We start from the raw sequence: 13,097 nt of genomic DNA on the forward strand, positions 1-13,097 counted from the left end.
CTCCCGGGGTGACCGTGCGCCTCTACGACAGCCGAGCCCAGGCTGTTCGCGACTTCGTGCCCCTGCGCTCCGGCGAGGTCGGCATGTACGTCTGCGGTCCCACCGTGCAGTCGTCGCCGCACATCGGGCACCTGCGCAGCGCACTCGTCTACGACCTGTGGCGCCGCTGGCTCGCCTACCGCGGCTATGCCGTCACGCTCGTGCGCAACGTCACCGACATCGACGACAAGGTCCTGGCCAACGCGACCGAGAGCGAGCCCTGGTGGGCGCTCGCGTACCGGGTCGAGCTCGAGTTCACGGCCGCGTATTCCGCTCTCGGCATCCTGCCGCCGACCTACGAGCCGCGGGCGACCGCGAGCATCCCGGGCATGCAGCAGCTCATCGACGAGCTGATCGAGCGCGGCCACGCCTACTCCGCCGAGGACGGCACCGGCGACGTGTACTTCGACGTGCGCAGCTGGGGCGACTACGGCGCGCTCACCCGGCAGAGCCTCGACGACATGAGCGAGTCGGGGGATGCACCCACCCGCGGCAAGCGCGACCCGCGCGATTTCGCCCTGTGGAAGGGGCGCAAAGACGACGAGCCGGCGTCGGCATCCTGGGCCTCGCCCTGGGGCGACGGGCGACCCGGCTGGCACATCGAGTGCTCCGCGATGTCGCGGCGCTACCTCGGAACGGCCTTCGACATCCACGGCGGCGGGCTCGACCTGCGCTTCCCGCACCACGAGAACGAGCTCGCCCAGTCGAGTGCCGCGGGCGACGCCTTCGCGAGCTACTGGGTGCACAACGGCCTCGTCGCGATCGAGGGGCAGAAGATGTCGAAGTCGCTCGGCAACTCGATCTACGCCGCCGAGTTCCTGGGATCGGCGCGCGGCATCGCGATCCGCTACTACCTGGCGAGCGCGCACTACCGCTCGACGATCGACTACCACGACGGCTCGCTCGCCGAGGCCGAGGCCGCGATCGACCGCATCGAGACCTTCCTCGCCCGCGCCGAGCGGCGCACCGCCGGAACCCGCTGGGCCGGCTCGGGCACCGGCGTCGTGCCCGAGGAGTTCGGCGCCGCGATGGACGACGATCTGGGCGTGCCGCAGGCGCTCGCCGTGCTGCACGAGCGGGTTCGCGCCGGCAACGTGGCGCTCGACGCCGACGACGTGGACCAGGTGGCGCGCATCCACGGCGAGGTGTCGGCGATGACCGAGGTGCTCGGCGTGCACCCGTCGCAGTGGCCCGTGGCGGCCTCCGGTGGCGACACCGCCCTGGGCGCGCTGGTCGAGCGGATGCTCGGCGACCGCGCCGCCGCCCGCCAGGCCAAGGACTACGCCACCGCCGACCGCATCCGCGAGGAGCTGACCGCGGCCGGCATCACGATCGAGGACACGCCCGACGGGGCGCACTGGAGCATCGCATGAGCAGCAGCAAGGCCGGACGACCCGGATCGAGCAAGGGCAAGAAGGGCGCGAGCGTCGGCACCGGCGGGCACGGCCGTCGCGCCCTCGAGGGCAAGGGCCCGACCCCGAAGGCCGAGGACCGCAGCTGGCACGTCGCCGGCAAGCGCAAGGCGGCGCAGGACCGCCTCGAGGCGGCGCGCGCCCGCCACGGCAAAGGCGGTGCGAGCGGCTCGGGCTCGGCGCCCGAGCGTCGCCGCACCCCGAAGCGCGACGACGACAGCGAGCTGCTGACCGGCCGCAACTCGGTGCTCGAGGCGCTGCGCACGAAGGTGCCCGCCACGACCCTCTTCATCGCCACCCGCATCGAGATGGACGACCGCGTCAAGGAGTCGATCGCCCTCGCGACCAAGCGCGGCATCCCGCTCGTCGAGGTCATGCGCCCCGAGCTCGACCGCAAGGCCGGGCGCGACGCCGTGCACCAGGGCATCGCCCTCGCCGTGCCCGCCTACCAGTACGCGCATCCGCTCGACCTCGTCGACGACGTGATCGAACGGGATGCGACGCCCCTGCTGGTCGCGCTCGACGGCGTCACCGACCCGCGCAACCTCGGCGCCATCATCCGCTCGGTCGCCGCGTTCGGCGGCCAGGGCGTGATCGTTCCGCAGCGTCGCAGCGTCGGCGTGACCGCCTCGGCGTGGAAGACCTCGGCGGGAGCCGCCGCGCGCATCCCGGTCGCCCTCGCCTCGAACCTGGCCCAGACGATCGACGCGATCAAGGACCGCGGCGTCTTCGTGATCGGCCTCGACGGCGACGGCGACGTGTCGCTGCCCGGGCTCGAGCTGGCGAAGCGCCCGCTGCTGGTCGTGACCGGTAGCGAAGGCAAGGGGCTCTCGCGCCTCATCACCGAGAAGTGCGACGCGATCGTGTCGATCCCGATCAGCTCGGCGACCGAGTCGCTGAACGCGGGCATCGCGACGTCGGTCGCGCTGTACGAGGTGGCGAAGCTGCGCGCGGAGGGCTGAGCCCGCATCCGCTCCCGCTGTCTAGCGCTGCTGCGCGACGGCGGCGAGCACCGCATCCACCTCGGCGTCGGCGGCGAGCGCGACGACGTAGCTGCGCCCGCCGGTGAACTCGAGGCGCACGCCCGGCCCGCCGCGGTTGACGAGGGCGATCGCGCCGCCGCCGAGAACGCGCAGCCCGACGCCGTGATCGGCGAAGCGGACGGTCACCGGCTCGAACCCGGTCAGCTCGTCGAGCGGCAGGGTGCGATCGTAGATCGGGAACCAGCGCAGTCGGATGCGGTCGTCGTCGATCTCGAGGCGGTGCCAGCTGAGCAGCGAGGCCAGCAGCCCGACCTCCACGACCGCGATCGTGATCCACGCCGGCGCCGGGATCGCGGAGCCGAAGCCGGAGGGCTGCACGAGCGCGAGCAGCACCGGCGTCGCGACCATGATCACGAGGAACAGCGTCACCAGACCGGGTGCGAGACGGATGCGGCGGGTGACGAGCGGGGGAGCGGCGGGCACGTCGTCAGTCTGGCAGGGCGGGTCCGGCTCGGGATGCCCGTAGATCAGCGTCCGACCGCAGCAGCGAAGCTCATCGTGATGAGGATCGGCACCGCCGCGACCCCGCAGATCAGGTGCGTGATGAGAGCGCTCATTCCGGTCTGACCTCGTCGGGCGAGGCGCACAGCGCGAACGCTCAGATGGACGAGGGGGCCGAGCAGGGCGAGGGCGACCGAGGGTCCGCCGAGGTCGGTTCCCCGACGCCGCAACTCGACGAGATCGGCGGCGGCGAACAGGAGCGGGCTCATGATCAGCAGAGCCCACAGGGCGGTCAGGCCGAAGACACCGGGACTCGCCACGTCGCCGATCGATTCGATGGCGCTCGTGATGCCGATCGCCGCGACCACGAGCAGGGGCCAGAGCGCGAGGCCGCGACTGCCGCAGGTCCACGTGGTCGCCGGTGTCGGCGACGTGACCGGCGGGCGCCGGGTCGGCACGGCTCCGATGTCGGACGCACCGAACGACGTCGAGCGCGGCGGGACACCGCGACCGCGCCCCGCACCGGATCGCGTCGTCTCGCGCACGATCGCGGCCCGCTCGCGGCGCTCGTGCCGCTGATCGGCACGCCGCAGCAGCACAGCACCGCCGATCTCGGCGTACAGCGCGTCGAATTCCGCACCCAGATGAGAGCCGGGCCGCGAGGTGAGCGGATGATCGTGCCAGGTCTCGGGGCGCAGAGCCGCGCGAGTGACCCGGTCGAGCTGCTCGTCGCTCATCTCGCGTCGGCGGCCCCGCAACTCGCCCACGAGGCGGTCGACCGGGGCAGCCGCCATCGGCGGTGTCGTGGCATCGCCGAGCGGAGCGGTCTGGCTGAACGACGCCGGCGCGACGAACGCGAGCATCCCGATGACCGGCACCGCGAAGCCGGCCGCCTGAGACAGCCTCGCTTCGACGGCGCGGGTGTGCTTGACGAGGCTCTGGATGTAGGCGTTCTGCGGACGGTTGTTGACCCGCAGCCCCCAGCCCGCCATCCAGATGCTCGCGTTCTCGTGGTCCTTGGTGTTGATCACGAACACGCCGGCAGGAGTGATCACGACGTGGTCGATATCGGCGGAGCGGCTGCCGAAGGGCACGGAGTGCAGCACCGTCGTTCCGGGCTCGACGGCGATCTGGTTCAGGACGCGACCCGTGACCCGCTCGCCGAGAACGCCCTGGAACCAGCTGATCGATTCGTCGGCGATCTCCACCCGCCCCGTCGCCGCATCCATCCGGATGCGGCCGGCGTCCCACTCGCTCAGCAGCTTCTCGATGAGCGACTGCCCCGGCACTCGCTGCTGAAGATCACTCACCCGATCGAGTCTGCGCGACGGGTGTCGGCTGCGCGATCCCGCGTTCGGGGCGCACGCGGCGCTAGCGTCGGGGCATGAGGTGCTGCGCGTGACCGCCGAGACGATCGAGAGCGGAGCCGTCGACCCGGCGCTGCTCGACCGGGCCGCCGGCGTGATCGTGGGGCAGGCGTGCGGTGACGCGCTCGGTGCCGGCTACGAGTTCGGGCCTCCGCTCGATGAGACGAACGCGGTCGAGCTCGGAGGCGGGCTGAACACGATGGGCTGGGATGTCGGCGAGTGGACCGACGACACCAGCATGGCCATCCCGCTGCTGGACGCGGCCGCCGACGGATCGCGCTTCGACGATGCGGCGTCGCTCGGCGCGGTGATCGAGAGCTGGCGGGTGTGGGCGCGGGATGCGCGCGATGTGGGCATCCAGATCCGGGCGGTGCTGGCTGACGTCGCGCACCCCGATGAGACGTCGGCGCGGGCGGCGGCCGAGCGGCTGCACCGCGAGCGCGGACGCTCCGGCGGCAACGGCTCGCTCATGCGAACAGGGCCGGTCGCGCTCGCGTTCCTGGGCGGAGGCGCTGGGGGCGGCCTGGGCAGCGAACCCGAGGTCGCGACCCTCGCGGCGCTCGCGGCCGCGGCGCGCCGCGTCAGCGAGCTCACCCACTGGGAGGCGGATGCGGGCGACGCCTGCGCGCTCTGGTCGGTCGCCATCCGGCACGCGGTTCTGACGGGCGACCTCGATGTGCGCGTGGGGCTCGCGGTGCTGCCCGCCGACCGGGCCGCGCGATGGGGCGCCCTGCTCGACGAGGCCGAGGCGCGGCATCCCCGCGACTTCGAGCAGAACGGCTGGGTCGTGCACGCGCTGCAGGGGGCGTGGTCGGCGATCTCTCACGGGCAGGGTCCGGTGGATGCGCTCGAGCGGGCCGTGCGCGGAGGCCGCGACACCGACACGGTCGCCGCGATCGCCGGGCAGCTGCTCGGCGCGGCGCACGGGGCGAGCGCGTTCCCGGACGAGTGGCGCGCACGGCTGCACGGCTGGCCCGACCTCCGCGACGCGGATCTGGTCGCGCGGGCCGAGCGGGCGGCGACGGCGTCGCTTGCGCGGTCCTGAGCCGGGGCCTCGGTGAGCGCCCGGCGACAGCATCCGTTGACCCGAGACGCGCTCATGTCGGTGGCGCGCCGTAGCGTGAGACGCATCCCGATCCGGAAGGCACCGTGTACCTGCTGAACGACGCGCTCGTCACGAGCGCCAGCGACCTCAAGCTCGCGAGCGAGTGCGAGTTCGCTCTGCTGCGCACGCTCGACGTCAAGCTCGGGCGGGCGGTCGCCGTCGAGGTCGAGGCGGACGCGATGCTCGAGCGCGCCGCCCGGCTCGGCGACCGGCACGAGGAGCGCATCGTCGAGGCGCTGCGCGACGAGCCCGGCAGCGACGTCGTCGCGCTGCCGCGGCCCGAGAACGCGCGGGATGCCGACGAGCTGCGGCGGCTCGCCGTGCAGACGCTCGAGGCCCTCCACTCGGGTGCGGGATTCGTCTACCAGGCCGTGTTCTTCGACGAGAGCGACCCCGAGCTGCTGTTCGTGGGCTTCGCCGACTTCCTCGCCCGGCAGCCCGACGGGCGCTATCGCGTGCAGGACTCCAAGCTCGCGCGCTCGGCCAAGGTCACCGCGCTCCTGCAGCTCGCCGCCTATCACGAGCAGCTGCGGCGGCTCGGCGTGCCCGTCGACGACGAGGTCGAGCTGATCCTCGGCGACGGGCGCTCCAGCATCCATCACATCGACGACATCCGCCCGGTCTTCGAGCTGCGGCGCGAGCGGCTGCACGGCATCATCCGCGAGCACCGGGCCGAGCCGGGCGCGGTCGACTGGGGGGATGCGCGCTACGCCGCCGACGGCCGGTGCGAGGTCTGCGCCGCCGAGGTCGATGCGCATCGCGACCTCTTCCTGGTGGCCGGGATGCGCGCGACGCAGCGCGCCAAGCTGCGGGCCGGCGGGCTGACGACGATCGACGATCTCGCCCGCGCCGCCGAGCAGCCGGAGGGCAGCACCGTGCCGGCCGCCACCTACCGCGCGCTCCACGAGCAGGCCGCGCTGCAGGTCAGCGCGATGGCGGCGGAGGCGCTCGCGGGGGAGTCCTCCGACGCCGCCACGGCGCATGCGGTGCCCGCGTTCCGCATGTTCGCGCCGCAGATCATCGCCGATCTCCCCGCGCCCGATCCCGGCGACATCTACTTCGACTTCGAGGGCGACCCGCTGCACCAGGAGCTCGCCGCCGACGGCGTGACCTCGCTGTGGGGGCTCGACTACCTGTTCGGCTACATCGACGACGCCGAGCAGTTCACGAGCTACCTCGCCCACGACCTGGCCGCCGAGGCGGTCGCCCTGCGCGCCTTCCTCGACGACGTGAAGCTGCGGCGGCAGGCGAATCCGGGCATGCACATCTACCACTACGCCAGCTATGAGCGCACGCACCTCGCGTCGATCGCCGCCCGGCACGGCGTCGGCGAGGCGGACGTCGACGAGCTGCTGAGCGCCGGGGTGCTCGTCGATCTGTATCCGGTCGTGAAGCGGTCGATCCGCGTCGCCAGCCGCTCGTATTCGATCAAGAAGCTCGAGCCGCTCTACATGGGCGACGAGTTGCGCACGCAGGACGGCGTGACGAACGCCGCCGACTCTGTGATCCAGTACGCCGTCAGCCGGCAGGCGGCGCAGCTGGGCGACCTCGAGGAGGCGCAGCGCATCCTCGACGACATCATCGACTACAACCGCTACGACTGCGTCTCGACCCGGCGCCTGCGCGACTGGCTCATCGAGGTCGCGCGCGCCGAGGCCGGCGTCGAGCCCGGCACGGGAGGTGAGCGCGCGCCGGACGCGGAGCGCACCTTTCGCCTCGACCCGCTGACCCCCGCGCTGCTCGCCCGGGCCGAGCGGCGAGTGGCCGTCCACGACGCCGACGGCGCGGCCGCGAACCGGCTCGCGGCCGCCGCGATCGACTACCACCGGCGCGAGGACAAGAGCTTCTGGTGGGCGCACTTCGAGCGGCTCGAGAGCGACGCGATCGACTGGATGGGCACCCGCGACGTCTTCGAGGTGGATGCGGCATTGAGCACGGTCGAACAGGACTGGACCGAACCCGGGCCGGGGCAGCGCGCGAGCCGCCGCCGCGTGCGACTGCGCGGCGCCTGGGCTCCGGGCAGCTCGGCGCGCCCCGGCCGCGTCTTCGCGATCTACCGGCCCGCCGTCTACGCGAAGGCCGGGCGCGATCCGCGTCACGCGCTCGACCACGGAGCGACGATCGAGGAGATCGGCGACGACGGGTCGGTGCTGCTCGCCGAGACCCTCCCGGGGGCGGCACCCGGCGCCCCGGGCGGGCCGGGCGCCGACATCGAGCCGTGGAACGCGCTGCCGATCGCCCTGACTCCCGGGCCGCCGCCGATGACGGAGGGGCACCGCGCGGCGATCGAGGAGTGGGGCGCCCGCGTCGACGCGCTCGGAGACGGGTGGCCGCTCGATCCGGCCAGCGACATCCTGCTGCGCCGCGCCCCGCGTCTGCGCGACGGCGCGGCGCTCGAGCCCATGCGGGATGCCGACGACGGCGTGCGCGCGGTCGTCGCGTCGCTGCGCCGCATGGACGACTCGTACCTGGCCGTGCAGGGTCCGCCCGGCACCGGCAAGACCTACCTCGCCGCCCACGTGATCGCCGAGCTCGTCGCCCAGGGCTGGATGATCGGCGTCGTCGCGCAGTCGCACCGGGTCGTCGAGAACGTGCTCGACGGGGTCGTGCGAGCCGGATGCGCGCCCGCCCAGGTGGGCAAGGGCATCCCGTCGAGCGAGGGCGCCGGGTATTACGACGACCACGCCTTCACCGAGCTGAGCGGCAGCAACCCGCAGGCCGCGTTCCTCGCGCGCCATCGCGATGCCGGGCGCGGCGCTGTCATCGGCGGCACCGGCTGGGACTTCGTCAACACCAAGCGGGTCGGACGCCGCGAGCTCGACCTGCTCGTGATCGACGAGGCGGGTCAGTTCTCGCTCGCGAACACGATCGCCGTCGCCCAGGCCGCGCACCGCATCCTGCTGCTCGGCGACCCGCAGCAGCTGCCGCAGGTCAGCCAGGGCGTGCACCCGGCGCCGATCGACGCCTCGGCGCTCGGGGCGATCAGCGCCGGGCACGAGGTGCTGCCGGCGGAGTACGGCTACTTCCTCGCCGCGAGCCGGCGCATGGATGCGGCGGTCACCCGCCCGGTCTCTCGTCTGGCCTACGCGGGGGAGCTGCGCTCGCATCCCAGCACCGCTCGGCGGCACCTCGAAGGAGCGCCGCCCGGCTTCGAGGCGATCCCGCTCGCGCACACCGGCAACGCCACCGCCAGCCTCGAGGAGGCGCAGGAGGTGCTCGCGCAGGTGCGGGCGCACCTCGGGCTGCGCTGGACCGACGAGGACGCCGGCCGCGCCGACGACCCGCTCACCGAGTCGGACCTGATCGTCGTCGCGCCCTACAACGCGCAGGTCGAGCTGATCCACGAGACCCTGGCCGCGGCCGGGCTCGAGCGCGTGCGCGTCGGCACGGTCGACAGGTTCCAGGGGCAGGAGGCCGTCGTCGCGATCGTGTCGCTCGCCGCATCCAGCCCCGACGACGCCCCGCGCGGGCTCGACTTCCTGCTGTCGCGCAACCGGCTCAACGTCGCGATCTCGCGCGCGCAGTGGGCGGCGCGGCTCATCTACTCGCCCCGGCTGCTCGATCACCTGCCGTGGAAGCCCGACGGCGTCGCCGAGCTCAGCCGCTTCGTGCGGCTCGTGCGGGGCGAGAGCTGAGCTGGCCGAAACTCCGCAGCCCTCACACGTTCTTGCGCCAGTCCTCCTCGGCCTCCTCGACGCCGAGCTCGAGCTGCGCGGTCAGCACCGACGTCGGCGGGCCGACCACCGTCACCTCGTCGCGCCGGTGCCGCAGCACGGTGTCGATGTAGTCGGTCAGCGCCTCGGCGACCGGCACGGGCCGCGCATCGCGCTGCGACAGATGCCAGCGGTGCTCGAGCAGCTGGTGGAAGACCTCGGCCGGCTCCAGCTTGCCCCGCAGCTCGCGCGGGATCGCCCGGATGACCGGCTCGAACACGCGCACGAGCCACTCGTGCGCGAGCATCTCCTCGTCCTGCTGCGCGCGATCGCCGATGGCGCGGTAGGCGTCGAGATCGTTGAGCAGGCGCCGGGCCTGGTTCTCGCCGGCGTCGAGTCCGGTGAGCCGCAGCAGTCGCCGGGAATGGTGGCCCGCATCCACGACCTTGGGCTGGATGCGCACCCGGGTGCCGTCGCCCGTGTCGTCCTGCTGGATCGACAGCTCCTCGATGTCGAAGCCGAGGGCGTTGAGGCGCTCGACGCGCTCGCTGATGCGCCAGCGCTCCGAGGAGGGGAACGACTCGGCGCTGGTCAGCTCGGCCCACAGCGTGCGGTACGCGGCGACGATGCCGTCGGCCACGGCGACCGGGTCGAGGTTCTCGTCGAGGCGGCCGCCCGACTCCAGGTCGAGCAGCTCGCCCGCGATGTTCACCCGCGCGATCTCGAGATCGTTCTCGCGCTGCCCGTTCGAGAGCCCGCCGTCATAGAGCTTGCCGGTCTCGGCATCCACCAGGTAGGCGGCGAAGGCGCCCGCGTCGCGGCGGAACAGCGTGTTCGACAGCGACACGTCGCCCCAGAAGAAGCCGCCGATGTGCAGCCGCACGAGCAGCACCGCCAGAGCGTCGACGAGGCGCGTGCCGGTCTCGGCACGCAGCGACTGCGAGAACAGCGCGCGGTAGGGCAGCGAGAAGCGCAGGTGCCGGGTGATCAGCACCGGCGCGAGGGGCTCGCCCGACGGGGTCGTGCGGTTGGAGATGACCGCGACCGGCTCGACACACGGCACGTCGAGGCGCTGCAGGGTGCGCAGCATGTCGTACTCCTGGCGCGCGAGCTCGGTCGTCGTCTCCTTGACGGCGATCACGTGCCCGCCGAGGTGCACGAAGCGCACGAGGTGGCGCGAGATGCCCTTCGGCAGTGCGGCGATGGTCTCCGAGGGCCAGTCGGCGAGCGGGATGTGCCACGGCAGGTCGAGCAGGGCGGGATCCGGCACCGCCGACGTGATGGAGAGGGCGCTGGCGTTCATGCGAGGTGCTCCGGGAGGGAATGCGGACTGCCGCGGCCCCGGCGAGCGGGACCGCGGCAGTCGCGTGGTTCGTCGATCAGCCGATGACGGCGATCAGGCGGTCGTCGAGGCGGCGATCGGAGCGGTGTTGAGGCGCTCGCCGGTCTCGGCGTCGAAGGTGTGCAGGTGCTGCGGAACCGGCGTCAGCACGACCTTGTCGCCCGCGTTCGGGTGCGCACGGCCGTCGACGCGCGTGACGATGTCGACGCGCTTGCCGGCGATGTCGGCGTGACCGTAGAGGTAGCCGTCGGCGCCGAGCTCCTCGACCACATCCACCTCGACCTGCAGGCCGCTGCCCGAGGTCGAGAGGGTGAGGTCCTCGGGGCGGATGCCGACCGTGACCTGCTTGCCCGAGGCGGCGGCGAGCACGTCGCGCTCGACCGCGGCGACGCCGGTGCCGAACTGGATGCCGCCGTCGACCAGGTCGGCCGTGAACAGGTTCATGGCCGGGCTGCCGATGAAGCCGGCGACGAAGACGTTGTTCGGCTTCTCGTAGAGGTCGCGCGGCGAGCCGACCTGCTGCAGCACGCCGTCCTTGAGCACGGCGATGCGGTCGCCCATCGTCAGGGCCTCGGTCTGGTCGTGCGTGACGTAGACCGTGGTGACCCCGAGGCGGCGCTGCAGCGAGGCGATCTGGGTGCGGGTCTGCACGCGCAGCTTGGCGTCGAGGTTCGACAGCGGCTCGTCCATGAGGAACACCTGCGGCTGACGCACGATCGCGCGGCCCATCGCGACGCGCTGACGCTGACCACCCGAGAGCGCCTTCGGCTTGCGGCCGAGGTAGGGCTCGAGGTCGAGCAGCTTCGCCGCCTCGAGCACGCGGTCGGCGCGCTCCTGCTTGTTCACGCCGGCGATCTTGAGCGCGAAGCCCATGTTCTCGGCGACGGTCATGTGCGGGTACAGCGCGTAGTTCTGGAACACCATCGCGATGTCGCGGTCCTTCGGCGGCACGTCGGTGACGTCGCGGTCGCCGATCAGGATGCGGCCGTCGTTGACCTCTTCGAGGCCGGCGAGCATGCGCAGGGTGGTGGACTTGCCGCAGCCCGAGGGGCCGACGAGAACCAGGAACTCGCCGTCGGCGACCTCCAGATCGATCGCGTCGACCGCAGGGCGGTTCGAGCCGGGGTAGAGGCGGGTGGCCTTGTCGAAGGTCACAGATGCCATGGGTTCTTCTCCTTCACCGGCAGGTACGTGCCGGACGATCCGTAGTGAATGGAATGCGGTGCCCACTGCAGGCGATCAGCGGTGGTCACCTGCGGTTCACCTTAGGGCACGGATGCGGCACCCGCCATGGACGAGACGGTCTACCCCGTCGCGCCGCTAGGCTCGACGGGCAGTCGACCCCGGGAACGCTCCCAGGGTGGATGCCTACGATCTCCGGGCGCGCGAGTGCACCGCGCCCCGCACCACACGACAGCCACCTTCCGCCGCGGATCCGCGGCACGGACGAGGAGCGATGACCGACCCGCACGAGCCCGGCGACGCCCGCGATCCCGACGCCGCCCCCGCCGAGGGAGCCCCGGCCGAGGGAGCGCCCGCCGGCGGAGCCTCCGCCGAGGGCGACGCGCTCGCGCCGACCGCTCCCGCCACGCCGCCGGTCCCGCTCGACACCGCCGCGATCGCGACGGCGCGCGAGGCCGCCCGCGACCGCGCGAGCGAGATCCGCACCCTGCAGCGCAAGCAGGATCGGCGCCGCAACCTCCTGCTGCGCGGTGGGATCGTCGGTGGCATCATCGCCGTGATCGTCGTCGTGACGCTCGTGATCATCAACTTCGCGAGCCCGGCCCAGCGCGGCCCGCGCAACATGCTCAGCGACGGCATCCGCATCGGCGCCGATCTGACGGCGCTGCGCACCGGGTCGCTCGGCCCCGGCGACACGCCCGTCGAGGCGACGCAGCCCGAGGGCACGATCGCGATCCGCCTCTACGTCGACTACTTCCAGCCGGATGCGGCGGCCTTCGAGAAGGCCAACTCGAGTCAGCTGCGCAGCTGGGTGAGCGACGGCGCCGCGACGCTGGAGGTGCATCCCGTCGCCCTCAGCTCGAAGTCGGGCAGCGACCAGTACGCGCTGCGGGCCGCGAACGCGGCCGGCTGCGTCGCCGAGTACTCGCCCGACCGCTTCTTCGCCTTCCACGACCGTCTGCTGAAGCAGCAGCCCACGCAGGAGAGCGGCGGCATGTCCGACGCGCGCATCCTCGAGATCGCGAAGGCCGCGAAGGTCACGTCGATGTCGGATGTGACGCGCTGCGTCGAGAGCCGCCGCTTCGGCAAGTGGGTGCAGGCGGCCAGCAACCGCGCCATCAACGGCCCGCTGCCCGACAGCGACGTCAAGGCCGTCTCGGCGACGCCCCTCGTGCTGCTCAACGGCACGCAGTTCGTGCCGAGCGACTACGCCGACCCCGACGACCTCGCCCGCGCCTTCGTGCAGGCCAACGGCGGCGACTTCACCGAGGACGAGTCGGCGAGTCCGTCGCCGTCGCCGAGCGCCTCGCCCGCGGGCTGACGCTCGCACTGACGCGCGCAGCGCTCGCCGGCGCGCCATTGCCCGGTTGCGTCGACGGGCTGTCGGCGAGCGGATGCCGTGGATGCGCGCCGGTAGGATCGGCGCGTCGCCTCCTTAGCTCAGTTGGCCAGAGCACCGCTCTTGTAAAGCGGGGGTCGTCGGTTCGAACCCGACAGGGGGCTCCAACCGGCT

The 13,097-nt window shown here is 72.6% G+C and carries 9 protein-coding genes and 1 tRNA gene; 6 read left to right on the plus strand and 4 right to left on the minus strand.

The window, feature by feature from the left end; genetic code table 11:
• The first annotated feature begins 8 nt into the window (after positions 1-8).
• Positions 9-1,412 carry a cysteine--tRNA ligase gene (gene cysS, locus FJ658_RS06200; protein WP_141144502.1) on the plus strand — a complete coding sequence of 468 codons (1,404 nt, stop codon included), beginning with the start codon at positions 9-11 and terminating at the stop codon, positions 1,410-1,412.
• On the plus strand, positions 1,409-2,413 hold the full coding sequence (gene rlmB / locus FJ658_RS06205; protein ID WP_141144503.1) for a 23S rRNA (guanosine(2251)-2'-O)-methyltransferase RlmB: 1,005 nt from the start codon (positions 1,409-1,411) through the stop codon (positions 2,411-2,413). Before cysS ends, rlmB begins: the two co-directional genes overlap by 4 nt.
• A 21-nt stretch (positions 2,414-2,434) precedes the next feature.
• Here the strand turns inward: rlmB and FJ658_RS06210 are convergent, their stop codons facing one another.
• Positions 2,435-2,917 (minus strand): hypothetical protein, encoded by a 483-nt coding sequence (locus FJ658_RS06210; protein WP_141144504.1) that lies wholly within the window; start codon positions 2,915-2,917, stop codon positions 2,435-2,437.
• Positions 2,918-2,961: 44 nt separating this feature from the next.
• Positions 2,962-4,245, minus strand: coding sequence for a nuclease-related domain-containing protein (locus tag FJ658_RS06215; RefSeq protein WP_141144505.1), 1,284 nt, complete (start codon positions 4,243-4,245; stop codon positions 2,962-2,964).
• An 88-nt stretch (positions 4,246-4,333) separates the two neighbouring features.
• Here FJ658_RS06215 and FJ658_RS06220 point away from each other — a divergent pair, with 88 nt between their 5' ends.
• Together FJ658_RS06220 and FJ658_RS06225 are read left to right on the plus strand one after the other, a co-directional pair.
• Positions 4,334-5,347 carry an ADP-ribosylglycohydrolase family protein gene (locus FJ658_RS06220; RefSeq protein ID WP_255447598.1) on the plus strand — a complete coding sequence of 338 codons (1,014 nt, stop codon included), beginning with the start codon at positions 4,334-4,336 and terminating at the stop codon, positions 5,345-5,347.
• 104 nt (positions 5,348-5,451) lie between these two features.
• Positions 5,452-9,042 (plus strand): bifunctional RecB family nuclease/DEAD/DEAH box helicase, encoded by a 3,591-nt coding sequence (locus tag FJ658_RS06225; RefSeq protein ID WP_141144506.1) that lies wholly within the window; start codon positions 5,452-5,454, stop codon positions 9,040-9,042.
• A 22-nt stretch (positions 9,043-9,064) separates the two neighbouring features.
• Here the strand turns inward: FJ658_RS06225 and FJ658_RS06230 are convergent, their stop codons facing one another.
• The gene (locus tag FJ658_RS06230; RefSeq protein WP_141144507.1) at positions 9,065-10,363 is read right to left on the minus strand and encodes a DUF4032 domain-containing protein; all 1,299 of its coding nucleotides are present in this window, start codon (positions 10,361-10,363) and stop codon (positions 9,065-9,067) included.
• A 93-nt stretch (positions 10,364-10,456) separates the two neighbouring features.
• Positions 10,457-11,566, minus strand: coding sequence for an ABC transporter ATP-binding protein (locus tag FJ658_RS06235; protein ID WP_141144508.1), 1,110 nt, complete (start codon positions 11,564-11,566; stop codon positions 10,457-10,459).
• A gap of 292 nt (positions 11,567-11,858) precedes the next feature.
• Between FJ658_RS06235 and FJ658_RS06240 the strand changes: the two genes are divergently transcribed.
• Positions 11,859-12,905: a thioredoxin domain-containing protein gene (locus FJ658_RS06240; protein WP_141144509.1), complete on the plus strand. Its 1,047-nt coding sequence runs from the start codon at positions 11,859-11,861 to the stop codon at positions 12,903-12,905.
• Positions 12,906-13,013: 108 nt separating this feature from the next.
• Positions 13,014-13,090, plus strand: a tRNA-Thr gene (locus tag FJ658_RS06245).
• The last annotated feature ends 7 nt before the right edge of the window (positions 13,091-13,097 follow it).

The organism is Schumannella sp. 10F1B-5-1 (genome assembly GCF_006517535.1).
GTDB lineage: Bacteria > Actinomycetota > Actinomycetes > Actinomycetales > Microbacteriaceae > Schumannella.